The following is a 23,459-nucleotide window of genomic DNA, read 5'->3' as shown; positions in this document are numbered from 1 at the left end:
GCCCATCCTGGAAGTTCGCGCCTGACGCGGGTCAAGCGCAGGCCGCCAGCAGCCGGCCGAGCTCCTCCGGGGCGCTGACCATGGGGTCGTGGCCGGTGGCGAGCTCCACTACCCGGGCGCCGCCGCCGCCGACCCAGGCGCCGTCCCAGAAGTTGCGGTCGCGCACCCGCGGCCGGATCGAGTCGATGGTGCCCAGGCGCGGCTGGGTGCAGTCGACGAAGGTGCGCGGGACCGACGCGACGCGCGCCGGATCGAACGCCAGCGGCGCCTGGTAGGTGTGACCCGGATGCGGCGTCTGGCGGCGCTGCACCCAGGCATGGTCGTCCGCCGCGAGGCCGAACACGGACGGGTCCGGCGCCGGGAAGGCGTAGTCCGGCGAGGCCTGCGCGGCGGCCAGCCGCGCCTCGCGCGTCGCGCTGGCGTGCGTGCTGCTCCAGCTCTCGCCGGGCTTGGGCACCACGGCGTCCACGTAGACGAGATGCTTCAGCCGCTGCGGCATGCGGTCGGCGATCGCCGTGCCGATCATGCCGGCGTACGAGTGCACCGCCAGCACCACGTCGCCCAGTTCCTCCGCCTCGATGACGCCGGCGACGTCCGCGATGTGCGTCTCCAGCGTGATCAGCGACGACAGCAGGTGGGCGCGCTCGCCCACGCCGGTGAGCGTGACGGCGTGCGCCCGGTGGCCTTGCGCGTGCAGCCGGTCCACCACGCGCTGCCAGCACCAGCCGCCATGCCAGGCGCCATGCACCAGGACGAAATTCGCCATCAGAGGATCTCCTTCGCGCGCAGCGCGCCGACCTGCGCGTCGTCCCAACCAAGGATCTCGCGCAGCACTTCCTGCGTGTGTTGTCCGAGCAGTGGCGGCGGCATCTCGGTGCGCACCGGCGTCGCGCTCAGTTTCAGCGGGCTCGCCACCAGGTCCACCTCGCCCGCCAGCGGATGCTGCCACCGGTGCACCATGCCGCGCTCGCGCACCTGCGCATCGGCGAACACTTCGGCGAGGTTGTTGATCGCGCCGCAGGGCACCTTGGCGGCTTCCAGCGCCGCGAGCCAATCCGTCTTGGGCCGAGTCTTCATCACCGCCTCCAGCATCGGCACCAGCACGGCGCGGTTGCGCACGCGGTCCTGGTTCTTGGCGAAGCGCGGATCGCTCGCCAGCTCGGGATGGCCCGCCACCTGGCAGTACTTCGCGAACTGGCCGTCGTTGCCCACGGCGACGATCACGTAGTCCTTGCTGCCGTCGGTGTGCGGCGCCGTCTCGAACACCTGGTAGGGCACGATGTTCTGGTGCGCGTTGCCCGCGCGCCCGGGCGCCTTGCCGCTCACGAGGTAGTTCGCGCCCAGGTTCGCGAGCATGGACACCTGCGTGTCGAGCAGCGCCATGTCCAGATGCTGGCCTTCGCCGGTGCGCTCCGCGTGCCGCAGCGCGGCGAGGATGCCGACGCAGGAGTACATCCCGGTGAACAGGTCCGCCACCGCCACGCCCACCTTCTGCGGCCCGCCGCCGAGGTCGTCGCGCTCGCCGGTGATGCTCATGAGCCCGCCCATGCCCTGCACCGCGTAGTCGTAGCCGGCGCGCTCGCGGTAGGGGCCGGTCTGGCCGAAGCCCGTCACGCTGCAGTACACGATGCGCGGATTCGCCGCGCGGATCGATTCGTAGTCCAGCCCGTAGCGCGCCATGTCGCCGACCTTGAAGTTCTCCACGAACACGTGGCAATGCTTCGCCAGCTCGCGCACCAGCGCCTGGCCCTCGGGCTGCGCGATGTCGCAGGTCACCGAGCGCTTGTTGCGGTTCGTCCCGAGGTAGTACGCCGCTTCGCCCGTGTCTTGGCCGTCGCGGTCCTTGAGGAAGGGCGGCCCCCAGCTGCGCGTGTCGTCGCCGCTGCCGGGACGCTCGATCTTGATCACGTCCGCGCCGAGGTCGGCCAGGGTCTGCGTGCACCAGGGACCGGCCAGCACGCGCGACAGGTCGAGCACGCGGATTCCATCGAGGGCGTTCATGCGCCCATTATCGGGAAAGGATAATCCGTGCGATGTCCCTGCTCGAGCGCCGCCAGGCGGTGGTGGTCTTCCTCGCGTTCGCCTTCGCCTACTTCTTCGCGGCGGTCCTGCGCGCCATCACGGCGACGCTCTCGCCGGTGCTCACCGAGGAGTTCCGCCTGCACGCCGGCGACCTCGGGCTGCTCGCCGGTGGCTATTTCCTCGGCTTCGCCCTGATCCAGCTGCCCCTGGGCACCTGGCTCGATCGCCACGGCCCGCGCAAGGTGATCCTGCGCTTCGTGGCGCTCGCGGTGCTGGGCTGCGTGTCCTTCGCGCTCGCGCACGGCTTCGGCTGGCTGCTGGCCGCGCGCGTGCTCTGCGGGGTGGGCGTCGCCGCCTGCCTGATGGCGCCGCTCACCGGCTTTCGCCGCTGGTTCACCCCGCCGGTCCAGTTGCGCACCAACTCGTGGATGCTGATGACGGGCTCCATGGGCATGGTCGCTTCCACGCTGCCGGTGCAGTGGCTGCTGCCGCAGTTCGGCTGGCGGCCGCTGTTCTGGGGCCTCGCGGTGCTGATGGCGCTGTCGATGTTCGTGATCGCCTGGCGCGTGCCGGACTGGTCCACCGAGGACGCGACGGGCAAGCCCGGTGCGCCGCGCGGCAGCTACGGCCCGGTGTGGCGCCACCCTTATTTCTGGCAGATGGCGCCCCTCGGCTTCTTCAGCTACGGCGGGATGATCGCGGTGCAGTCGCTGTGGGCGGGGCCGTGGCTCTCGCGGGTGGCGGGCTACAGCCCGGTCGAAGCGGCCGCCGGCCTCTTCACGATCAACCTCGCCATGCTCGCCACCTTCTGGTGCTGGGGCCTGGTCAATCCCTGGCTGCAGCGCCGCGGCATCGTGACGGACCGCCTGATCGCCTGGGGCCTGCCCCTGAGCTTCGCTGCCCTCGCGAACCTGATCGTGGCGGGCCCCGCGGCCGGCCCGGCGGCCCTGGCCCTGTTCTGCACGGCCAGCACCTTCGTCGCGCTGGCCCAGCCCGCGGTGGGCATGGTGTTCCCGGCCGCGCTCGCCGGCCGCGCCTTGTCCGCCTACAACCTGGCGATCTTCATCGGCGTGTTCGTGGTGCAGTGGGGCATCGGCCTGCTGGTCGACGCCTTCCAGGCCGGGGGCTGGACCGAGGTGGATGCCTTCCGGGGCGCCTTTGGTGTCTTCCTCGCCACGAGCGTGCTCTCCTACGCATGGTTCCTGTGGAGCAGAAGCCATAATCGCCCGGAGAGCCCATGAACGCCATCCTGCTGATCGCCCATGCGCCGCTGGCCAACGCCCTGCGGCAGTGCGCGCTGCACGTCTTCCCCGACTGCGGCGGCGCGGTCATGGCGATCGACGTGCAGCCCAACCTGTCGCCCGACGAAACGCTGGCCACCGCGCGCATCGCGCTGGAGCAGCTCTCGCGCGGCCAGGGCATCATGGGCGTGCTGGTGCTCACGGATATTTTCGGCGCCACGCCCAGCAACGTGGCCCAGAAGCTGGTCGACGGCGTGAGCACGCGCCTCATCACCGGCGTGAACCTGCCCATGCTCCTGCGCAGCGTGAGCTACCGCCACGAGTCGCTCGACACGCTGGTGTCGCGCGCCGTGGTGGGCGGCACGCAGGGCGTGATGCAGGTGAACATCACCGCGCCGCAGAACCAGCCCCGACGGAACCATGATCAAGAAGAACACGACCATCAGCAATAAGCTGGGCCTGCACGCGCGCGCCTCCGCCAAGCTCACCAAGCTGGCCGGCAGCTACCCGTGCGAAGTCTGGATGAGCCGCGGCGAGCGCCGCGTCAACGCCAAGAGCATCATGGGCGTGATGATGCTGGCCGCCGGCATCGGCACCGAGGTCACGCTGGAGACCAACGGGGACAAGGAGCAGGAAGCGATGGACGCGCTGCTCGCGCTGATCAGCGACAAGTTCGGGGAAGGCGAGTGACTTTTTCGATCCATGGCATCGCGGTCGCCCGGGGCATTGCCATCGGGCGGGCGGTCGTCATGGGCTCGGGCCGCGCCGACGTGGCCCACTACTTCATCCAGCCTTCGCAGGTCGAAGCCGAGATCGAGCGCATCCGCGCCGGCCGCAACGCGGTGGTCGACGAGATCCACCGCCTGCAGCAGACCATCGCCGGCATGGGCCCCAAGGAGGCGCCGCACGAGCTGTCCGCCCTGCTGGACGTGCACCTCATGCTGCTGCAGGACCAGGAGCTGATCGACGGCGTCAAGCACTGGATCACCGATCGCCTCTACAACGCCGAATGGGCGCTCACGACGCAGCTGGAAGTGCTGTCGCGCCAGTTCGACGACATGGAGGACGAATACCTGCGCGAGCGCAAGGCCGACCTCGAACAGGTGGCCGAGCGCATCCTGCGCTACATGAAGGGCATCGGTTCGCCGGTGGCCCAACCCGTGGCGCGCAAGCGCAAGACGCAGCAGGACTTGCTGCTCGACGAGAGCGTCGACGTGCCGCTGGTGCTGGTCGCGCACGACCTGTCGCCGGCCGACATGCTGCAGTTCAAGCAGAGCGTGTTCGCCGGCTTCGTGACCGACGTCGGCGGCAAGACTTCGCACACCGCGATCATCGCCCGCAGCCTGGACATCCCCGCGGTGGTGGGGGCGCGCACCGCCAGCCAGCTGGTGCGGCAGGACGACTGGGTGATCATCGACGGCGACGCCGGCGTGATGATCGTCGACCCGTCGCCGATCATCCTGGCCGAGTACGGGTTCAAGCAGCGCCAGGCCGAGCTGGAGCGCGGCCGGTTGAGCCGGCTGCGGCACACGCCGGCCGTCACGCTCGACGGCCAGAAGGTGGAACTGCTCGCCAACATCGAACTGCCCGAGGACGCGGCGGGCGCGCTCGCCGCCGGCGCCGTCGGCGTGGGGCTGTTCCGCAGCGAATTCCTGTTCATGGGCCGCCACGGCAACCTGCCCGACGAGGAGGAGCAGTACCTCGCCTACCGCAAGGCGGTGGAGGACATGCATGGCATGCCGGTGACGATCCGCACCGTGGACGTCGGCGCCGACAAGCCGCTGGACGAATCGCGCCGCGACGAGGCGCACCTCAATCCGGCGCTGGGCCTGCGCGCGATCCGCTGGAGCCTGTCGGAGCCCGAGATGTTCCGTACCCAGCTGCGCGCGATCCTGCGCGCGGCGGCGCACGGCAAGGTGAACCTGCTGGTGCCCATGATCGCGCACGGCACGGAGATCCGGCAGACGCTGTCGCTGCTGGACTTCGCCCGGGCCGAGCTCGACAACCGCGGCGTGCCCTACGGCCCGGTGCAGTTCGGCGCGATGATCGAGATCCCGGCGGCGGCGCTGTCGCTGCGCACCTTCCTGAAGTACTTCGACTTCCTCTCGATCGGCACCAACGACCTGATCCAGTACACGCTGGCGATCGACCGCGCCGACGAATCGGTGGCGCACCTGTACGACCCCTGCCATCCGGCCGTGCTGCGGCTGGTGGCCGACACCATCGCCGAGTGCCGCCGGCAGGGCAAGGGCGTGAGCGTGTGCGGCGAGATGGCGGGCGACATCCAGTTCACGCGGCTGCTGCTCGGCCTGGGGCTGCGCAGCTTCTCCATGCACCCGGCGCAGGTGCTGGCCGTGAAGCAGGAGGTGCTGCGCGCCGATGCCTCGCGGCTGGAAACCTGGGCGCAGCAGGTGGTGGACTCCGAGGACCCGTCGCAGTCGCTGTCCGTCTGAACGGTCGTCGGCCGGGCGGCTTTCTCACCACCCGGCGGGGCCGGTCTGCGGTACAAAAGAACGATTCGCAGGCTGGCGGTGGAGCGAAGCGAAACCCCAGCGAGGCGCGAGGCTCCCAGGGAGGTATCCGCGATGACGAAATCGATGTGGCGCAGCCTCTGGCTGCTGCGCGTGTGGTTCGCGGCGGCCGCCGCCGCGCTCGTGCTGGCCTCCTGCGGCGGGGGCGGCGGTGGGGGGGCGGGGGACGATATCCGCTTCCTGCAGCCGTCCACGCCGGCGTTCCAGGGCACCTGGCAGCTGACCGTGTCCGTGGACACCGGCCCCGAATCCCCGCCGGTGGCCGTCGATGCGAGCGCCGTGCCTACGTCTTTGCAGGTCGCGCGGTTCACGACGAGTGCCATCGCCCAGCTGGTCGCGCGGACCAATTTCCAGGGCAAGGTCGTCAGCCAGAGCGGCACGACGATCACCGTGACCGACCCGGACACCAACTACGTGCTGGTGATCGACAGCATCGCCGCGTCGAACTACCAGGACTGCGGCACCTGCCAGGTCGGCACCGTCGTGAGCTTCAACGTCGTGGTGAACTTCACCGAGAGCGGCACCTTCGACGGCGCGACGGTGCCGGCGAACACCGACGTCATGACGCTGCGTTTCCGCTACACGCGCGTCGGCTAGCGGGCGCGGGTGCCCACCACGGCGGCGCCGATGATCAGGGCCGCCGCGAGCACGATGCTCGTGCCGAAGCCGCGCCCCGTGACGAGCACCAGCAGCGTCGTGGACAGGAGCGGCGTGAGGTAGCTGAGGATGCCGATCTGCCGTGCGTCGCCGTGCTTCAGCGCCTTGTCCCACAGGAAGAAGGCCGCGCCCAGGGGGCCGAGTCCCATCACGGCGACGAGGCCCAGGTCGCGTGCCGTGAGGTCCACGCGCGGCTCCAGCGCGAAGTGGCAGGCCAGCGACAGCGCGCCCGAGACCAGTCCGAACAGGCCGATGGCGGCGGTCGGAAAGGCTTCGACGCGGCGGGTCCACAGCGAGTAGCTCGCCCACAGGAAGGCCGAGGCCAGCGCCGGCAGGTAGCCCCACGACCAGGCGCCGCTGGCGCCGCCGCCGCCGAGGATGGCGATCGCCGCACCCGAGAAACCGGCGAGTGCCGCCAGCAGGTGCGCGGGCTTCAGGTGCAGGCCGGGCAGGAACACCGGCGCCAGCACCACGATGAACAGCGGCCACAGGTAGTTCACCAGGTTGGCCTCCACCGGCGGGGCGACGCGCAGCGCGACGAACAGCAGGAAGTGGTAGCCGAACAGGCCGTAGATGCCCAGCGCCAGCGTGCGCGGCGGCACCTTCCAGCGCTTGAAGAGCGGCCAGGCGGGGATGCTGCCGATCACCAGCGCGAGGCCGGTGAGCAGGAAGGGCGGCACGTGCTTCAGCGTGACGCCGAGGGTGGCGAGCGAGGCCCAGAGCGCGATCGCGCCGAGGGCGTAGACGTTGGGATGCATGGGCGCCGTCAGGCGCCTACGGGTACGCCGGCCGCGTGCGCCTGTTGGTCCGCGTGATACGAACTGCGCACCATGGCGCCGACGGCCGCGTGCGTGAAGCCCATCTCGTAGGCCTTCTGCTCGAACATCCTGAAGGTGTCCGGATGCACGTAGCGGCGCACCGGCAGGTGCGAGGTGGACGGCGCGAGGTACTGGCCGATCGTGAGCATGTCGATGGCGTGCGCGCGCATGTCGCGCATGACTTCCAGGATCTCGTCGTCGTTCTCGCCCAGGCCCACCATCAGGCCGCTCTTGGTCGGCACGCCCGGATGCAGGGCCTTGAACTTCTTCAGCAGGTTCAGGCTGAACTGGTAGTCGGAGCCGGGCCGCGCTTCCTTGTACAGGCGCGGGATCGTCTCCAGGTTGTGGTTCATCACGTCCGGCGGCGCCGCCTTCAGGATCTCCAGCGCGCGGTCGTCGCGGCCGCGGAAGTCGGGCACCAGCACCTCGATGGTGGTCTGCGGCGACAGCTCGCGCGTCTTGCGGATGCACTCGACGAAGTGGCCGGCGCCGCCGTCGCGCAGGTCGTCGCGGTCGACGCTGGTGATCACCACGTATTTCAGCTGCAGCGCGGCGATCGTCTTGGCCAGGTTCTCCGGCTCGCTCGCGTCCAGCGGATCGGGGCGGCCGTGGCCGACGTCGCAGAACGGGCAACGGCGCGTGCACTTGTCGCCCATGATCATGAAGGTCGCCGTGCCCTTGCCGAAGCACTCGCCGATGTTGGGGCAGGAGGCTTCCTCGCACACGGTGTGCAGCTTGTGCTCGCGCAGGATCTGCTTGATCTCGTAGAAGCGCGAGGTGGCGGAGCCGGCCTTCACGCGGATCCACTCGGGCTTCTTCAGGATCTCGCCGGGCTCCACCTTCACCGGGATGCGCGACAGCTTGGCCGCGGCCTTCTGCTTGGCCGTGGCCTGGTAGGTCTCGACGGATTGCGCCTCGCGCACGACGGGGTTGGAGCTCATGAAATCCCTTGGTTCAGGCCAGCAGCGCCTCGAGCTTGTGGCCCAGCAAGGCGGCGGCCTCGTTCCATGTGGTGGAAACCCCGATTGTAGAAAGGTCGACCGTGCGAAGTCCCGCGTAGCCGCAAGGGTTGATCCGGTCGAAGGGTTGCAGGTCCATGGCGACGTTCAGGGCGAGGCCGTGGTACGTGCAGTGGCGCGAGACCTTGATGCCGAGGGCGGCGATCTTGCCGAGGCCCTCGAAACTGTCATTGCGGGTCAAGCCCGGGATGACAGAGTGCCCGAACGGATCCTCCAGCCGCACATAGATCCCGGGCGCGCTGCGAACCCGGTGCCCGGTCACGCCGAACTCCGCCAGCGTGCGGATCACCGCCTCCTCCAGCCGGTACACGTATTCCTTGACGAAGTAGCCGCGCCGCCGCAGGTCGAGGAGGGGATAGGCGACCACCTGACCGGGCCCGTGGTACGTGACCTGCCCGCCGCGGTTGGTGGCCACCACCGGGATCTCGCCCGGCTCCAGCACGTGGTCCGCCTTGCCGGCGAGGCCCTGCGTGAACACCGGCGGGTGCTCGCACAGCCAGAGTTCGTCGGGACTGTCTTCGCGGCGGCCTTCGGTGAAGGCCGCCATGGCCTGGTACGTGGGCAGGTAGTCGACCCGCCCCAGCACCTTCACCAGCATTTACAGCACGACCTTGACCATCGGGTGCGAGGTCAGCGCCCGGTAGAGGTCATCCAGCTGCTGGCGGCTGGTCGCGGTCACCGTGATGGTGACGCCGAGGTAGTTGCCCTTGCTGCTGTCGCGCAGCTCCACGGTGGAGGCGTCGAAGCTCGGGTCGAACTCGCGCGCGATGGTGGTCACGGCGTGCACGAAGCCGTCCACCTTCGCGCCCATCACCTTGATGGGAAAGCGGGACGGGTATTCGATCAGCGAATCCTTGCGGGGATCGGTGGCGGAGGTGGGAGGAAATTGGGATGCGGACATTCTCAGGAAGCTTGTTTCGCCTGCTGGTACCCAGCAAACAGCTTCTCGTAGATAGGGCCGGGTTTGCCGTTTCCAACCGGCCGGCCGTCCAGCACCGTGCAGGGCAGGATTTCCTTGGTGGCCGAGGACAGCAGGATCTCGTCGGCCGCCAGCACCTCCTCGCGCGACACGCGGCGCAGCTCGAAGGGGATCTTCGCCCGCGCGCAAAGCTCTTCCAGCAGGCCGTAGCGGATGCCTTCCAGCACCAGGTTGTCCCTCGGCGCGCCGAGCACCACGCCGTTCTTCACCACCCACACGTTGGAGGCGGCCGCTTCGCTGAGCGAGCCGTCGCGGAACATGATGGTTTCGTTGCCGCCGACGTCGGCGCTCATCTGGCGCGACAGCACGGCGCCGGCCAGGCTGGTGCTCTTGATGTGCGCCTTCTCCCAGCGGAAGTCGTCCGCCGTCACGCACATCGCGCCCTTGGCGCGCTCTTCCGCGGTGTAGATGTAGAGCCGGTTGACCATGCCGAAGACCGTCGGCGTGATGTCCGCCGGCATCGCGTGGTCGCGCATCGCCACGCCGCGGGTGATCTGCAGGTAGACGAGCTGGTGGGTGTCCTCGGCCTTCCTGCCGACGTGCTTCGCATAGGCGTCGATCAGCTGGTCCACCACCTTGCGCCAGCCGGCCCGGTCCATCGGGTTGGGGATGCGCATCTCGCGCAGGCTGCGGTCCATCCGCGCCATGTGCTCCTCGAACCGGAACGGACGGCCGTTGTACGCGGGCACCACCTCGTAGATGCCGTCGCCGAAGATGAAGCCGCGGTCCAGGACGCTCACCTTGGCGTCGCGGATGGTGGAGATCTCGCCGTTCAGCCAGCAGGGGAGGGCGGGGATGTCGTTGTTCATGGGCGTCATTTTCTCCGGTTCGGGCGAGCGACGGGATTCACCGCCACAGCAGCACCGCCGCGATCGCCAGCCACCCCAGTCCCAGGTTCACCTTCACCAGCAGCACGATCTGGTTCATGCGCCTGCCCGCCTCCGGCCAGTCCTGCGCCGCCACCGCTCGCCGCAGCCGCCGCCACGGCGCGAAGTAGATGTGCCCGAACAGCAGCATCATCACGATGCCGATCCCGGCCATCGCGTGCCAGCCGCGCGGCGCCTGCGCGCCCGGCACCTGTTGCAGCAGCCCGACGCCCGTGAGCAGCAGCAGCGCGATGCTCGCCATCACCACGACGAAGAAGCGCCTGAGCACGCCGACCACCAGCGGCAGGCGCACAGGCGGCTGCTGCAGTTCGTGAAGGGCGGGCCGCAGGTTCATGACCGCGAAGGCCATCCCGCCCATCCAGAAGATCGCACCGGCCAGGTGCAGCAGCAGCATCAGGTTGCGCATGGGTCCTCCCCGTTGTGTGAGACCCGCATTCTCGGCCGTCCGTGCAAGTGCGTAGGACGAGCTCATCCCCGGGGGCTGGCGGAGGGGCACGGGTTTCTTCTTATAATGGGAGGCTTTCCAAAATTTTCAGGGCCACAGCGGCGGTTACATCGGCAGGTATGCCAACCAAAAACATCGCCCCGCTGCCTGAAGAGCCACTGGAAGCCTCCCCCGTCCAGCCGTTGAGCGCCGAAGAGGCGCGACGCGTGCGCGAGCAGAACCCCCCGGTGTCCCCGTGGTGGGTGGTGGCGGGGCAGGCCGCGGTGGTGGTGGTCGGCGGGCTCCTCGCCTGGCTGTTCACTGGAAAGCAGAACGTCGGATGGTCCGTCGCGTACGGGGCTCTGGCGGTGTTGGTGCCCGCGGCGGTGTTCGCCCGGGGACTGACCGGAAAGTTTTCATCGCTCGATGCGGGAACGGCGGCAGTCGGCTTCCTGCTTTGGGAGATGGTGAAGATCGCCTTGACGTTCGCCATGCTGGTGGTGGCGCCGAGGCTGGTGGCGGGACTGAGCTGGCCGGCGTTGCTGATCGGACTGGTCCTCGCAATGAAGGTTTACTGGGTCGCCCTGGCGTTCGCGCCGCGGCCCAAGACGAAATCGAGCTGAAAGAAACATGGCTGCTGAAAGCGCTGCCGCGGGGCATGGTCCGACCGCGGGTGAATACATCGTTCACCACCTGACGTTCTGGCAGAACAAGAAGCCCGGGAACGTCGTCGATTTCTCGGTGTTCAACTGGGACTCGATGTTCTGGGCGATCCTGATCGGCGTGGCGGGCTGCTTCCTGTTCTGGAAGGCCGCCCGCAAGGCGACCTCCGGCGTGCCGGGCCGCTTCCAGGCCGCCGTGGAGATCCTGGTCGAAATGGTCGACGCCCAGGCCAAGGGCATCGTCCACAGCGCGCAGAGCCGCAAGCTCGTGGCGCCGCTCGCGCTCACCGTGTTCGTCTGGATCTTCCTGATGAACGCCATGGACCTGCTGCCCGTCGACCTGCTGCCCGTGCTGTGGCAGTGGGCCTACGGCGCCGCCGGCCACGATCCGCACCACGCCTACATGCGCAGCGTGCCGACCGCCGACCTCTCCGTCACCATGGGCCTGTCCCTCTCGGTGCTGCTGATCTGCCTGTTCTACAACATGAAGATGAAGGGCGTGGGCGGCTGGGTGCACGAACTGTTCACCGCGCCCTTCGGCAACCACCCGGCGCTGTGGCCGTTCAACTTCCTGATGCAGATCATCGAGTTCGTCGCCAAGACCGTCTCGCACGGCATGCGGCTGTTCGGCAACATGTACGCCGGCGAACTGATCTTCCTGCTGATCGCCCTCATGGGCGGCGCCTTCTCGCTGACCGGCACGGGCATCGGCCTGGCCATCGGCCACATCATCGCGGGCTCCGCCTGGGCGATCTTCCACATCCTGATCATCACGCTGCAGGCGTTCGTGTTCATGATGCTCACGCTCGTGTACGTGGGCCAGGCGCACGACGCGCACTAAGCCGCGCGGCGCATCGCAAGAAGTCCTTCTCTCCCCTTTTTCTCGTCAACCACCAAAGTCCTTAGGAGCAATCATGGAAGTTATCAGCTTTGTCGCCCTGGCCGCCGGCCTGATCATCGGTCTGGGTGCCATCGGCGCCTGCATCGGCATCGGCATCATGGGCAGCAAGTACCTCGAGTCGGCCGCCCGCCAGCCCGAGCTGATGAACGAACTGCAGACCAAGATGTTCCTGCTGGCCGGCCTGATCGACGCCGCGTTCATCATCGGCACCGGTATCGCGCTGTGGTTCGCCACCGCCAACCCGTTCCTGGGCCAGCTGGCCAACCTGCCGAAGTAATTCACCCCATCCCTTCGCCAAACCGATCCCGCGTGCAAGTGGCCCGCGGGCTGGAAGGATGAAAAAGTGAGCATCACCGGTACCCTCATCATTCAGTGCATCGTCTTCGCGATCCTCGTCGCGTTCACGATGAAGTTCGTGTGGCCGCCGATCGCCGCCGCCCTCGACGAGCGTGCCCGCAAGATCGCCGAAGGCCTGGCCGCCGCCGACAAGGCGAAGTCCGAGCTGGCCGCCGCCGACAAGCGCGTGGAAGAGGAGCTGGCCAAGTCTCGCAACGACACCGCCGCCCTGCTGGCGGACGCCGAGCGCCGTGCGCAGGCGATCGTCGAGGAGGCCAAGGGCCGCGCCACCGAAGAGGCCAACAAGATCGTCGCCGCCGCCCGCGCCGAAGCCGAGCAGCAGACCGTGAAGGCCCGCGAAGCCCTGCGCGAGCAGGTCGCCGTGCTGGCGGTCAAGGGTGCCGAGCAGATCCTGCGCCGCGAGGTGAACGCCACCGTGCACGCCGACCTGCTGAATCGCCTGCAGGGCGAGCTGGTCTAGGGAAGCGCCATGGCAGAACTCGCCACGATCGCCCGTCCCTACGCGGAAGCGCTGTTCAAGTCCTCGAAGAGCGACCTGAACGGCACCTCGCAGTGGCTGGATGCCCTTGCCGCCGTGGCGGGCAACGCCCAGCTGCTGCAGTTCGCGGACAACCCGAAGGTCGGCAACGCCCAGGTCTACGACGTCATCTCCGATGTCGTGCGCGTGCAGTTGCCCGCGTCGGGCCAGAACTTCCTGCGCACCGTCATCGAGAACGGCCGCCTCGCGGCGCTGCCCGGGATCGCGCAGCAGTTCCGGGACATGAAGAACGCGCAGAGCGGCTCCTCCGACGCCACGGTCTACAGCGCCTTCCCGATCGCTGCCGAGCAGCTGGCCTCCGTGGCCCAGGTTCTCGAGCGGCGTTTTGGCCGTAAGCTCAATCTCTCCGTGCAGGAAGACGCGTCCCTCATCGGCGGCATCCGCGTGGTGGTGGGCGACGAGGTGCTGGACACCTCGGTGAAGGCACGCCTGGAACAAATGAAAGTCGCGCTGACGGCTTAAGCCGTTTTCGCTCCAAAGGACAAGGAACGAGTCATGCAGCTCAATCCCGCAGAAATTAGCGAACTGATCAAGAGCCGGATCGAAGGCCTGGCAGCCAGCGCCGACATCCGCAACCAGGGCACGGTCATCTCCGTGACCGACGGCATCGTCCGCATCCACGGCCTGTCCGATGCGATGGCCGGCGAAATGCTGGAATTCAAGCCCACGGCAGACGGCACCCCGACGTTCGGCCTCGCGCTGAACCTCGAGCGCGACTCCGTCGGCGCCGTGATCCTGGGCGAGTACGAGCACATCTCCGAAGGCGACACCGTCAAGTGCACGGGCCGCATTCTCGAAGTGCCCGTCGGCCCCGAGCTGATCGGCCGCGTGGTCAACGCCCTGGGCCAGCCGATCGACGGCAAGGGCCCGATCAACGCCAGGATGACGGACGTGATCGAGAAGGTCGCTCCCGGCGTGATCGCGCGTAAATCGGTCGACCAGCCGGTGCAGACCGGCCTGAAGGCCATCGACTCCATGGTGCCGATCGGCCGTGGCCAGCGCGAGCTGATCATCGGCGACCGCCAGACCGGCAAGTCCGCCGTCGCGGTCGACACGATCATCAACCAGAAGGGTCAGAACATGACCTGCGTGTACGTCGCCATCGGGCAGAAGGCGTCCACGATCAAGAACCTGGTGCGTGCGCTCGAGGCGAACGGCGCGATGGAGTACACCATCGTCGTGGCGGCCACGGCGTCCGAATCGGCCGCCATGCAGTACGTCTCCGCGTACTCCGGCTGCACGATGGGCGAGTACTTCCGCGACCGCGGGCAAGACGCCCTGATCATCTATGACGACCTGTCCAAGCAGGCCGTCGCCTACCGCCAGGTCTCGCTGCTGCTGCGCCGTCCCCCGGGCCGCGAAGCGTATCCCGGCGACGTGTTCTATCTCCACTCCCGCCTGCTGGAACGCGCCGCGCGCGTGAACGCCGACTACGTCGAAGCGTTCACCAAGGGCGAGGTGAAGGGCAAGACCGGGTCGCTGACCGCGCTGCCGATCATCGAGACGCAGGCCGGCGACGTGTCCGCGTTCGTGCCGACCAACGTGATCTCGATCACCGACGGCCAGATCTTCCTGGAAACCAACCTGTTCAACGCCGGCATCCGTCCCGCCATCAACGCGGGTATCTCGGTGTCGCGCGTGGGTGGTGCCGCGCAGACCAAGCTGGTCAAGGGCCTGTCCGGCGGTATCCGTACCGACCTGGCGCAGTACCGTGAACTGGCCGCCTTCGCGCAGTTCGCGTCCGACCTCGACGCCGCCACGCGCAAGCAGCTCGATCGCGGCGCCCGCGTGACGGAACTGCTCAAGCAGCCCCAGTACAGCCCGCTGCCCATCTCGCTGATGGCCGCTTCGCTGTTCGCGGTGAACAAGGGCTACTTCGACGACATCGACGTCAAGAAGGTCCTGGCGTTCGAAACCGGCCTGCACGGCTGGCTGAAGGACAAGAACGCGGCGCTGCTGAACAAGCTGGAAACCAACAAGGCCATGGACAAGGATTCCGAGGCCGAGCTGGTGGGCGCGATCGAAGCGTTCAAGAAGACCTTCGCCTAAGCCAACACCGAGGAACAACGGCAATGGCAGCAGGCAAGGAAATTCGCGGCAAGATCAAATCGGTGGAGAACACCAGGAAGATCACCAAGGCCATGGAGATGGTCGCCGCCTCCAAGATGCGCAAGGCGCAGGAACGCATGCGTGCGGCCCGGCCTTATAGCGACAAGGTCCGCAACATTGCCTCCAACCTCGGCAAGGCGAACCCGGAATACACCCACGCCTTCATGAAGTCGAACGACGTGAAGGCGGCGGGCGTGATCGTGGTGTCCACGGACAAGGGCCTGTGCGGCGGTCTCAACACCAACGTGCTGCGCGCGGTGACCCAGAAGCTGCGCGAGCTGCAGGGCGAGGGCGCCAGCGTCCAGACCGTTGCCATCGGCAACAAGGGCCTGGGCTTCCTGAACCGCATCGGCGCGCAGGTCGTGTCGCATGTCACCCAGCTGGGCGACACGCCGCACCTCGAGCGCCTGATCGGCCCGGTGAAGGTGCTGCTGGACCAGTACGCCGAAGGCAAGCTGAGCGCCGTGTACCTGTCGTACACGAAGTTCATCAACACCATGCGCCAGGAGCCCGTGGTGGAGCAGCTGCTGCCCCTGTCCGCCGCCAAGATGGAAGCGGACAGCAAGGCGTCGGGTTCGCACGAGCACGGCTGGGACTACATCTACGAGCCGGACGCGAAGACGGTGATCGACGAGCTGCTGCTGCGCTACGTCGAGGCGCTCGTGTACCAGGCGGTGGCCGAGAACATGGCCTCCGAGCAGTCGGCCCGCATGGTCGCCATGAAGGCGGCCACGGACAACGCCGGCAGCCTCATCGGCGAGCTCAAGCTGGTCTACAACAAGACGCGCCAGGCGGCGATCACGAAAGAACTTTCGGAGATCGTCTCGGGGGCCGCCGCCGTTTAAGGCGGCTCCCCATCAAACGGTTGAAGTGAATACGGAGAGCAACTGAAATGGCTCAGAACCAAGGAAAGATCGTCCAGTGCATCGGCGCCGTCGTGGACGTCGAATTCGCCCGTGACCAGATGCCGCGCGTGTACGACGCGCTGAAGATGGACGGCTCCGCGCTGACGCTGGAAGTGCAGCAGCAGCTGGGCGACGGCGTGGTGCGCTGCATCGCGCTGGGGTCCACCGACGGCCTGCGCCGCGGCCTCGTGGTGTACAACACCGGCGCGGCGATCACGGTGCCGGTTGGCAAGGCCACCCTCGGCCGCATCATGGACGTGCTGGGCAACCCGATCGACGAGCGCGGTCCCGTGGACCAGTCGCTGACGGCTTCGATCCACCGCAAGGCCCCGGCCTACGACGAACTGGCCCCCTCGCAGGAACTGCTGGAAACGGGCATCAAGGTGATCGACCTGATCTGCCCGTTCGCCAAGGGCGGCAAGGTCGGACTGTTCGGCGGCGCCGGCGTGGGCAAGACCGTGAACATGATGGAGTTGATCAACAACATCGCCAAGGCGCACTCGGGCCTGTCGGTGTTCGCCGGCGTGGGTGAGCGCACCCGCGAAGGCAACGACTTCTATCACGAAATGGCCGAATCCGGCGTCGTGAACCTGGAGAGCCTCGGCGACTCCAAGGTGGCCATGGTCTACGGCCAGATGAACGAGCCCCCGGGCAACCGCCTGCGCGTGGCGCTGACCGGCCTGACGATCGCCGAGTCCTTCCGCGACGAAGGCCGCGACGTGCTGTTCTTCGTGGACAACATCTACCGCTACACGCTGGCCGGCACCGAAGTGTCCGCGCTGCTGGGCCGCATGCCTTCCGCCGTGGGCTACCAGCCGACGCTGGCCGAGGAAATGGGCCGCCTGCAGGAACGCATCACGTCCACCAAGGTCGGTTCGATCACCTCGATCCAGGCCGTGTACGTGCCCGCGGACGACCTGACCGACCCGTCCCCCGCCACGACCTTCGCCCACCTGGACGCCACCGTGGTGCTGTCGCGCGACATCGCCGCGCTGGGCATCTACCCCGCGGTGGACCCGCTGGACTCCACGTCCCGCCAGGTCGACCCGAACGTCGTCGGCGAAGACCACTACGCCACGACCCGTTCGGTGCAGCAGACGCTGCAGCGCTACAAGGAACTGCGCGACATCATCGCGATCCTGGGCATGGACGAACTCGCGCCGGAAGACAAGCTGGCCGTGGCCCGCGCCCGCAAGATCCAGCGTTTCCTGTCGCAGCCCTTCCACGTGGCCGAAGTGTTCACCGGCTCGCCCGGCAAGTACGTGCCGCTGGCCGAGACCATCCGCGGCTTCAAGATGATCGTGGCCGGCGAGTGCGACCACCGGCCCGAGCAGGCCTTCTACATGGTCGGCACCATCGACGAGGCCTTCGAGAAGGCCAAGAAGCTGGCGGCATCCTGATACCTGCGGGACAGACCAGGAAGCAATGCGACTGCTCTGTCCTCACTGACTAAGAGATCAAATGGCAGACGCTGTCCACACCATCCACGTCGACGTGGTGAGCGCCGAGGAGTCGATCTTCTCGGGCGAGGCGCGCTTCGTCGCCCTGCCCGGTGAAGCCGGCGAACTCGGCATCTACCCGCGCCACACGCCGCTGATCACGCGCGTGAAGCCCGGCTCGGTGCGCATCGAGCGCGCCGATGGCGGCGAGGAATTCGTCTTCGTCGCCGGCGGCATCCTGGAGGTGCAGCCGAACCGCGTCACCGTCCTGTCCGACACCGCCATCCGCGGCAAGGACCTGGACGAAGAGAAGGCCAACGAGGCCAAGCATGCCGCCGAGGAAGCCCTGAAGAACGCCAAGAGCGAGATCGACGTGGCCAAGGCCCAGTCCGAACTCGCCGTCATGGCCGCCCAGATCGCCGCGTTGCGCAAGTACCGGCAAGCGAAATAAGAACGCGCTAAAAACCAGCGCCCTAAGCCCCGTGCCGCAAGTCACGGGGCTTTTTTATGGCCTTCCCTCCGTCATCCCCGCGCAGGCGGGGATCCAGGGCTTCCTGCATGCTCTGGATTCCCGCCTGCGCGGGAATGACGGCACGGGATAAGCTCTCTCCCCATGTCCGACCCGGCCCTCACCTTCCGCGTCGACGTCGTCAGCGCCCACGAGTCCATCTACTCGGGCGAGGCGCGCTTCGTCGTGTTGCCGGGCGAGTCGGGCGAACTGGGCATCTATCCGCGCCACACGCCGCTGATCACGCGGGTGCGACCCGGGGCGGTCCGCATCGAGAAGCCGGACGGCGCCGAGGAATTCGTGTTCATCGCCGGCGGCATCCTGGAGGTGCAACCGAACCGCGTCACGGTGCTGTCGGACACGGCGATCCGCGGCAAGGACCTCGACGAGCAGAAGGCGGAAGAGGCGCGCCGCGCTGCCGAAGAAGCCCTGCGCAACGCGAAAAGCGAGATCGACATCGCCCGCGCGCAGTCGGAGCTTGCCGTGGCAGTCGCGGAGATGGCCGCGGTGCGCCGATACCTGCGGCGCAAATAGCCGGAGTTGACCGCCGGCTCCGCCGAGGCTACAAAGCGCGCCAGGAGGAAACGAGAAATGAAACGACCCGTCATCATGCGTGCGACCGCCGTCATCGCGGTCCTGTTCGGAATTCCCCTGCTGCTTGCGCCCAATGCGCTGCTGGCGATGTACCGCGCCGGCGAGCTCAACGTGCCGGGCATCTACAACTCGATGTTGTACGGCGCCTGCCTGATCGGCCTGGGCGTGATGAACTGGCTGGCCGCCGGCGCCAGCCACGCCGAGGCCCGGCCGGTGATCGCCGGCAGCACGGTCGTCGCGGTACTCGGCTTCCTGGTGGCGATCAGCCGCCAGCTGATGGACCAGGCGCCGCCGATGGCGTGGTTCAACGTCGTGCTTTTCTTCGTGCTGGCGGTGTCGTACGTCGGGCTGCTGCGCGGCGCGGCCGCACCGGACACGGCATCAGCCGCCGCGCTCGAGCGCGTGCAATAGCGCCGGCACTTCCGCCCCGAGCTCGCGCGCCAGGTATCCGACCTGCCCATGCCGCCGCGCGAGCGCCTCGCCCGCGCGCGCATGCAGCGCGACGCCCCACGCCGCTGCCTGTTCCGGCGCTGCGCCGCGCGCGGCCAGCCCCGCGACGATCCCGGCCAGCACGTCGCCCGAGCCGGACGTGCCGAGGCCCGGCGCCTGCAGCCGGTGCAGCCAGCTGCGCCCATCAGGTGTCGCGATCGCGGTCTCCGCCCCTTTCAGCGCCACGACGGCATTCCACCTGGCTGAATGCCGCAGTGCCACGTCGATCGCCTGCTCCCGCAGGTCTTCCTTGACGTGCCCCGTCAGGTGCGCCATCTCCCCCGCGTGCGGCGTGAGGATCACCGGCTGCGCGAAGCGCGAGACCGCATGCACGCAGTCCATCGCGAGCGCGTCCAGCAGCACCGGGCACTGCTTGAATACCGGCAGCAGCACCTGCGTGAATTCGATCGTGCTCTCGCGTCCGATCATGCCGGGCCCGATCAGCAGTGCGGCGGTCGCGCCGGCCAGCGCCTGCAGCAGCGGCAGCCCGTAGAAGCTCGGGCCGCCATCGGACGCCTCGGGCAGGGCGATCACGCGCGCCTCCGGCACGCCGGCGGCGACCGTCTGCGCGGCCGACTGCGGCGTCGCGATCACCAGCTTGCCGGCGCCCGCGCGCAGGGCCGCCGTGCCCGCCAGCACCGCCGCACCGGGCATCTCGCGGCTGCCCGCCACGACCAGCACGCGGCCGCGGCTTTCCTTGTCGCCATCGGGCTCCACCGCCGGCAGCGGCCAGGCGCGCAGCAAGGCGTCGTCGACTTCGCGCGCGGGCCCGCTCATGGCTTGGGCGCGGACTGCGGGTCCGGCGCGGACGTCACCGGCGCGCCGGCTTCGATCAGCGGCGCGATGAAGTTCACGAGGTCCGGCACCAGCGCGTTGGCGCCGCGATCGAGCCGATAGGACGTCACGCCGCAATTCGGCACGTCGCCGAGCTTGTCGATCGCGAGGATCTTCGCCTCGTCGAGGTTCTCCAGCAGGTAGCGCATGCAGTTGACGATCACCTGGTGCGCGATCACCAGCACGCGCTCGCCCGCGTGCTCGCGCGTGACCATCTCCGTGAGGCTGCGCAGCCGCAGGATCACGTCGCACCAGCTCTCGCCGCCGGGCGGGCGGAAGTAGAACTTGCCGACGTGCGTGCGCTGCTCGCTCAATTCCGGAAACTTCTCGCGGATGCCGTGCTTGGTGAGGCGGTCCAGGATGCCGAACTCCTTCTCGCGCAGGCGCTCGTCGAGGCGCAGCCGCACGTCGCGGTGCTCGCGCAGGTCCGCGGCTTCCATCAAGAGGCGGGCCGTTTCGCGCGCGCGCACGTACGGCGAGGCCAGCACGACCTGCGGCCTTTCTTCGACCGGCAGGTCGCGGAACCAGCGCCCGAGCGCCACCGCCTGCTCGACGCCCAGCTCCGACAGCGGCGTGTCGATGTCGCGGAATTCCACATTGATCCACACGTGGCCCGCCGCTTCCGCCGCGTCGCGCGCCACGTTGCCCGCGCTCTGGCCATGCCGCGCGATCCAAAGGAGATGGGGCCACTGGGTCTGCATCAGTTTTCCGTGTTGCAGCTGCCAGTGTCGCCAAGGCCCGGCCGCCGTGGTGTGCACTTAGCTTGGTGGACGTTGTAGGCAGGGAACGTTCCGAGCTCGACCGTGGCGCCTCCGGGTCCGCCCGGGTTCGCATGGACGAGCAGTGGGTGTAACCTCCCGTGTCACAAGACGGCCCGAGCCGCCCCCTCTGTTGGAGACTCCGATGCGCTCTCTTGCCTGCCTTCTGCTCGCCGTCGCCGCCGCACCCGCGCTGGCGCAGGACATCGTCGTGGGCCAGTCGGCCCCGCTCACGGGCGGCAACGCCGAACTCGGAAACGACATCCGCAACGGCGCGCTGGCGTATTTCCGCAAGGTCAACGAGGCCGGCGGCCTGCCGCAAGGCAAGCTGAAGCTCGTGACGCTCGACGACCGGAACGACACCAAGCTGTCGGCCGAGAACACCCAGAAGCTCGTGAACGAGCAGCATGCGGTGGCGCTCTTCGGTTACGCGTCTTCCACCCTGAGCATCCCCGCGATGCCGACGGTGCTGGAGAACAAGGTGCCGTTCTTCGCGCCCTTCACCGGCGCCGACACGATCCGCAAGCAGAACGACTACGTCTACACCGTGCGTTCGACCTATGCCGACGAGATCGAGAAGATCATCAACTTCTGGGGCAACCTGGGCAACACGCGCGTCACGGTGCTGCACTACGACGACACGGTGGGCAAGCAGAACTTCGAGACCGTGGCCGCGGTGCTGAAGAAATTCGACCGCCAGCCGGTGTCGGTGGCGATCAAGCGCAATGCGGACATCACCGAGCAGAACGTCAAGGACGTGATGGCCACCAGCCCGCAGGTGCTCGTGGTCACGACGCTCTATGCGCCGGCGGCGCAGATGGTGAAGAAGCTCAAGGCCGCCAACCGCGCGACGCTGGTGACGAGCCTCTCGTTCGCCGGCGCGAGCCAGCTTGCCAAGGCGCTGGGACCGGACGCCTCCGGCGTGTCGGTCTCGATCACGGTGCCGACGCCGCGTTCGAAGACGGTGCCGGTGGTGAGGGAATGCGACGACGCATGGACGGCCGCGGGCCAGAAGGAGCCGATGTCGGTGACCGCGCTGGAATCGTGCATCGCCGCCAAGGTGCTGGTCGAAGGCATGAAACGCGCCGGTTCGCAGCTCACGCGCGCCACGCTGCATCGCTCGCTGTCCGGGCTGGGCCGCTACGACGCGGGCGGCTACGTGGTGGACTTCAAGCCGAACTTCCGCCACGGCGGCACGTATGTCGGCATGGCGCTGCTGAAGCCGAACGGGGAAGTGCGCGACTAACCCGTCATTCCCGCGCAGGCGGGAACCCAGGTCGCGCGCGTAGCGCGCTGCCTCGGATGCCCTGGGTCCCCGCCTCCGCGGGGATGACGAATCATCCCAGCACCGGCTGGTCCGGCAACTCGTTCGCGTTCGGCGCACCCGGCGTTGCCGGAAAGTGCTTCACCAGCAGCGCGGTGACCTCGTCGACCGCCTGCTTCAACCCTTCCTCGTAGCGGCCCGCGCGGAACGCATCGCCCATGTGGCGCACGACCTGCTGCCACTGCGCGGCGCCGACGTGGCGGCTCAGGCCCCGGTCGGCGACCACCTCGATCGCGTGCTCCGCGAGCAGCAGGTAGATCAGCACGCCGTTGTTCTGGTCCGTGTCCCACACGCCCAGCTTGCCGAACATCGCGATCGCCCGCTCGCGCGGCGCCGCCCCGCGCCACAGGTAGCTCAGGGGCAGGCTCGCCTCGACGTAGATGCGGATTTCGCCGGTGTGGCGGCGCTCGCTGTCCGCCACGTACTGCGCGAGCCGCTCCGCCAGTGCGGGCGGGATCGCGCGGCGCGTGTCGTCCTCGTCGCGCCAGCGATGGCGCAGGATGCGCTGGATACGGTCGATCATCACCAGTCTCCCGAGGCGCCGCCGCCGCCGAAGTCGCCGCCGCCGCCGGAACCGAAGCCGCCACCGCCGCCGCCACTCCAGCCGCCGCCACCGCCGCCGCCCCATCCCCCGCCACCGGGGAAGATGACCGGGCCGCCGCCGTAGCCGCGACCGCGTCCGCCGCCGAAACCGCCCGACAGCATCGAGAACAGCAGCGCGACGATGCCGGCGACCACCGCGACGACGATGCTGGACGTGAACAGCATCGCGAGCAGTCCGACGCCGCCGCCGGTGGCGAGCGAGCCGAGCTTGCGCCCGAGCATGCCGCGCAGCACCCCGCCGGCGATCGGCACGGCGAAGAACAGGAAGATGGCGAGGTCGAACCAGTCGAAGCCACTGTCGCTGCGTTGCTGCGTGCGCGGCTGCTGCGGCGGGGGCAGCTGCTCGCCGGTCACGCGCGCCACGAGCTGGTCGGCCGCGGCCTGCAGGCCGCCCGCGAAGTCGCCCTGGCGAAAGCGCGGCGTGATCGCGTCGTCGATGATCGTCTTCGCGGCGAGGTCGGGCACCGCGCCTTCCAGCGTCTTGGCGACCTCGATGCGCACCTTGCGGTCGTCCTTCGCGACGACGAGCAGGATGCCGTCGCCGACTTCCTTGCGGCCGATCTTCCAGGCATTGGCGACGCGGTTGGCGTAGCTCGCGATGTCTTCCGGCTGGGTGGTCGGCACCAGCAGGAACACCATCTGCGAGCCCTTCTTCTGCTCGAAGGCCGCGAGCTTGTCCTCCAGGCCCTTGCGCTGGATGTCGTCCAGCGTGCCGGTCTGGTCGATGACGCGGGCGGTGAGGGCGGGGACGGGCAGGACGTCCTGTGCGAAGGCGGCGAGCCATGCGCACAGGACGAACAGGAGAGTGGAAAGCCGCTTCAACAAGGCTTGTCATCCCGGGCTTGACCCGGGATCCATGG

29 protein-coding genes are annotated in these 23,459 nt (G+C 68.4%); 17 read left to right on the top strand and 12 right to left on the bottom strand.

Features of this window, described 5'->3' with window-relative positions:
• Nucleotides 1–31: 31 nt before the first annotated feature.
• Both VF522_RS05080 and VF522_RS05075 read right to left on the bottom strand, forming a co-directional pair.
• A complete protein-coding gene (locus VF522_RS05080; RefSeq protein ID WP_330907146.1) occupies nucleotides 32–766 on the bottom strand; it encodes an alpha/beta hydrolase in 735 nt (244 codons plus the stop codon).
• On the bottom strand, nucleotides 766–2,001 hold the full coding sequence (locus VF522_RS05075) for a CaiB/BaiF CoA-transferase family protein (RefSeq protein ID WP_330907145.1): 1,236 nt from the start codon (nucleotides 1,999–2,001) through the stop codon (nucleotides 766–768). The genes VF522_RS05080 and VF522_RS05075 overlap by 1 nt, the downstream gene beginning before the upstream one ends.
• Before the next feature lie 32 nt (nucleotides 2,002–2,033).
• Here VF522_RS05075 and VF522_RS05070 point away from each other — a divergent pair, with 32 nt between their 5' ends.
• The 5 genes from VF522_RS05070 (at nucleotide 2,034) to VF522_RS05050 (ending at nucleotide 6,391) form a co-directional block, all read left to right on the top strand.
• The gene (locus tag VF522_RS05070; RefSeq protein ID WP_330907144.1) at nucleotides 2,034–3,263 is read left to right on the top strand and encodes an MFS transporter; all 1,230 of its coding nucleotides are present in this window, start codon (nucleotides 2,034–2,036) and stop codon (nucleotides 3,261–3,263) included.
• Nucleotides 3,260–3,715 carry a PTS fructose transporter subunit IIA gene (locus VF522_RS05065; RefSeq protein WP_330907143.1) on the top strand — a complete coding sequence of 152 codons (456 nt, stop codon included), beginning with the start codon at nucleotides 3,260–3,262 and terminating at the stop codon, nucleotides 3,713–3,715. Before VF522_RS05070 ends, VF522_RS05065 begins: the two co-directional genes overlap by 4 nt.
• The gene (locus VF522_RS05060; RefSeq protein ID WP_330907142.1) at nucleotides 3,684–3,953 is read left to right on the top strand and encodes an HPr family phosphocarrier protein; all 270 of its coding nucleotides are present in this window, start codon (nucleotides 3,684–3,686) and stop codon (nucleotides 3,951–3,953) included. The genes VF522_RS05065 and VF522_RS05060 overlap by 32 nt, the downstream gene beginning before the upstream one ends.
• On the top strand, nucleotides 3,950–5,716 hold the full coding sequence (ptsP, locus tag VF522_RS05055) for a phosphoenolpyruvate--protein phosphotransferase (protein WP_330907141.1): 1,767 nt from the start codon (nucleotides 3,950–3,952) through the stop codon (nucleotides 5,714–5,716). The genes VF522_RS05060 and ptsP overlap by 4 nt, the downstream gene beginning before the upstream one ends.
• A 132-nt stretch (nucleotides 5,717–5,848) precedes the next feature.
• Entirely contained in the window at nucleotides 5,849–6,391 is a 543-nt protein-coding gene (locus tag VF522_RS05050) for a hypothetical protein (RefSeq protein WP_330907140.1), read from the top strand.
• Here VF522_RS05050 and VF522_RS05045 read toward each other — a convergent pair.
• The 6 genes from VF522_RS05045 to VF522_RS05020 are packed head-to-tail and all read right to left on the bottom strand — an operon-like array spanning nucleotide 6,388 to nucleotide 10,560.
• Complete coding sequence (locus tag VF522_RS05045; RefSeq protein WP_330907139.1) at nucleotides 6,388–7,209, bottom strand: DMT family transporter; 822 nt, start codon at nucleotides 7,207–7,209, stop codon at nucleotides 6,388–6,390. The two genes, VF522_RS05050 and VF522_RS05045, sit on opposite strands and share 4 nt — an antisense overlap.
• Nucleotides 7,210–7,217: 8 nt before the next feature.
• Nucleotides 7,218–8,210 (bottom strand): lipoyl synthase, encoded by a 993-nt coding sequence (lipA, locus tag VF522_RS05040; RefSeq protein ID WP_330907138.1) that lies wholly within the window; start codon nucleotides 8,208–8,210, stop codon nucleotides 7,218–7,220.
• A 13-nt stretch (nucleotides 8,211–8,223) separates the two neighbouring features.
• A complete protein-coding gene (gene lipB / locus VF522_RS05035; RefSeq protein WP_330907137.1) occupies nucleotides 8,224–8,886 on the bottom strand; it encodes a lipoyl(octanoyl) transferase LipB in 663 nt (220 codons plus the stop codon).
• Nucleotides 8,887–9,189, bottom strand: a complete 303-nt coding sequence (locus VF522_RS05030; RefSeq protein ID WP_330907136.1) for a YbeD family protein — start codon at nucleotides 9,187–9,189, stop codon at nucleotides 8,887–8,889.
• A gap of 2 nt (nucleotides 9,190–9,191) precedes the next feature.
• On the bottom strand, nucleotides 9,192–10,085 hold the full coding sequence (locus VF522_RS05025; protein ID WP_330907135.1) for an aminotransferase class IV: 894 nt from the start codon (nucleotides 10,083–10,085) through the stop codon (nucleotides 9,192–9,194).
• Nucleotides 10,086–10,113: 28 nt separating this feature from the next.
• The gene (locus VF522_RS05020) at nucleotides 10,114–10,560 is read right to left on the bottom strand and encodes a CopD family protein (RefSeq protein WP_330907134.1); all 447 of its coding nucleotides are present in this window, start codon (nucleotides 10,558–10,560) and stop codon (nucleotides 10,114–10,116) included.
• A 158-nt stretch (nucleotides 10,561–10,718) separates the two neighbouring features.
• Between VF522_RS05020 and VF522_RS05015 the strand changes: the two genes are divergently transcribed.
• The 11 genes from VF522_RS05015 (at nucleotide 10,719) to VF522_RS04965 (ending at nucleotide 19,002) form a co-directional block, all read left to right on the top strand.
• A complete protein-coding gene (locus VF522_RS05015; protein ID WP_330907133.1) occupies nucleotides 10,719–11,201 on the top strand; it encodes an ATP synthase subunit I in 483 nt (160 codons plus the stop codon).
• A 7-nt stretch (nucleotides 11,202–11,208) separates the two neighbouring features.
• Nucleotides 11,209–12,081, top strand: coding sequence for a F0F1 ATP synthase subunit A (atpB, locus tag VF522_RS05010; RefSeq protein WP_330907132.1), 873 nt, complete (start codon nucleotides 11,209–11,211; stop codon nucleotides 12,079–12,081).
• A 73-nt stretch (nucleotides 12,082–12,154) separates the two neighbouring features.
• A complete protein-coding gene (atpE, locus tag VF522_RS05005; RefSeq protein ID WP_227753795.1) occupies nucleotides 12,155–12,418 on the top strand; it encodes a F0F1 ATP synthase subunit C in 264 nt (87 codons plus the stop codon).
• Between the two features lie 66 nt (nucleotides 12,419–12,484).
• Nucleotides 12,485–12,958 (top strand): F0F1 ATP synthase subunit B, encoded by a 474-nt coding sequence (locus VF522_RS05000; RefSeq protein ID WP_330907131.1) that lies wholly within the window; start codon nucleotides 12,485–12,487, stop codon nucleotides 12,956–12,958.
• 9 nt (nucleotides 12,959–12,967) lie between these two features.
• Nucleotides 12,968–13,498 (top strand): F0F1 ATP synthase subunit delta, encoded by a 531-nt coding sequence (locus VF522_RS04995; RefSeq protein ID WP_330907130.1) that lies wholly within the window; start codon nucleotides 12,968–12,970, stop codon nucleotides 13,496–13,498.
• A gap of 33 nt (nucleotides 13,499–13,531) precedes the next feature.
• On the top strand, nucleotides 13,532–15,085 hold the full coding sequence (gene atpA / locus VF522_RS04990) for a F0F1 ATP synthase subunit alpha (protein ID WP_330907129.1): 1,554 nt from the start codon (nucleotides 13,532–13,534) through the stop codon (nucleotides 15,083–15,085).
• 23 nt (nucleotides 15,086–15,108) lie between these two features.
• Nucleotides 15,109–15,990, top strand: coding sequence for a F0F1 ATP synthase subunit gamma (gene atpG / locus VF522_RS04985; RefSeq protein WP_330907128.1), 882 nt, complete (start codon nucleotides 15,109–15,111; stop codon nucleotides 15,988–15,990).
• A 47-nt stretch (nucleotides 15,991–16,037) separates the two neighbouring features.
• Nucleotides 16,038–17,450: a F0F1 ATP synthase subunit beta gene (gene atpD, locus VF522_RS04980; RefSeq protein ID WP_330907127.1), complete on the top strand. Its 1,413-nt coding sequence runs from the start codon at nucleotides 16,038–16,040 to the stop codon at nucleotides 17,448–17,450.
• A gap of 61 nt (nucleotides 17,451–17,511) precedes the next feature.
• Complete coding sequence (locus VF522_RS04975; protein ID WP_330907126.1) at nucleotides 17,512–17,940, top strand: F0F1 ATP synthase subunit epsilon; 429 nt, start codon at nucleotides 17,512–17,514, stop codon at nucleotides 17,938–17,940.
• A gap of 162 nt (nucleotides 17,941–18,102) precedes the next feature.
• On the top strand, nucleotides 18,103–18,531 hold the full coding sequence (locus tag VF522_RS04970; RefSeq protein ID WP_330907125.1) for a F0F1 ATP synthase subunit epsilon: 429 nt from the start codon (nucleotides 18,103–18,105) through the stop codon (nucleotides 18,529–18,531).
• A 57-nt stretch (nucleotides 18,532–18,588) separates the two neighbouring features.
• Nucleotides 18,589–19,002: a hypothetical protein gene (locus tag VF522_RS04965; RefSeq protein WP_330907124.1), complete on the top strand. Its 414-nt coding sequence runs from the start codon at nucleotides 18,589–18,591 to the stop codon at nucleotides 19,000–19,002.
• On the opposite strand, the gene VF522_RS04960 is transcribed toward VF522_RS04965, so the two are convergent.
• Nucleotides 18,973–19,857: an NAD(P)H-hydrate dehydratase gene (locus VF522_RS04960; RefSeq protein WP_330907123.1), complete on the bottom strand. Its 885-nt coding sequence runs from the start codon at nucleotides 19,855–19,857 to the stop codon at nucleotides 18,973–18,975. The two genes, VF522_RS04965 and VF522_RS04960, sit on opposite strands and share 30 nt — an antisense overlap.
• A complete protein-coding gene (locus VF522_RS04955) occupies nucleotides 19,854–20,615 on the bottom strand; it encodes a histidine phosphatase family protein (RefSeq protein ID WP_330907122.1) in 762 nt (253 codons plus the stop codon). Before VF522_RS04955 ends, VF522_RS04960 begins: the two co-directional genes overlap by 4 nt.
• 202 nt (nucleotides 20,616–20,817) lie before the next feature.
• Here VF522_RS04955 and VF522_RS04950 point away from each other — a divergent pair, with 202 nt between their 5' ends.
• Nucleotides 20,818–21,918, top strand: a complete 1,101-nt coding sequence (locus tag VF522_RS04950) for an ABC transporter substrate-binding protein (RefSeq protein WP_330907121.1) — start codon at nucleotides 20,818–20,820, stop codon at nucleotides 21,916–21,918.
• Between the two features lie 91 nt (nucleotides 21,919–22,009).
• Here VF522_RS04950 and VF522_RS04945 read toward each other — a convergent pair whose 3' ends face one another.
• Both VF522_RS04945 and VF522_RS04940 read right to left on the bottom strand, forming a co-directional pair.
• Nucleotides 22,010–22,519, bottom strand: a complete 510-nt coding sequence (locus VF522_RS04945; RefSeq protein ID WP_330907120.1) for a TPM domain-containing protein — start codon at nucleotides 22,517–22,519, stop codon at nucleotides 22,010–22,012.
• The gene (locus VF522_RS04940; RefSeq protein ID WP_330907119.1) at nucleotides 22,519–23,424 is read right to left on the bottom strand and encodes a YgcG family protein; all 906 of its coding nucleotides are present in this window, start codon (nucleotides 23,422–23,424) and stop codon (nucleotides 22,519–22,521) included. Before VF522_RS04940 ends, VF522_RS04945 begins: the two co-directional genes overlap by 1 nt.
• Between the last annotated feature and the right edge of the window lie 35 nt (nucleotides 23,425–23,459).

This window comes from Ramlibacter sp. (assembly GCF_036383835.1).
Taxonomy (GTDB): Bacteria; Pseudomonadota; Gammaproteobacteria; order Burkholderiales; family Burkholderiaceae_C; genus Ramlibacter.
The sequence above is the reverse complement of the archived record's forward strand: the minus strand, read 5'-3'. Positions and strand labels throughout refer to the sequence as shown.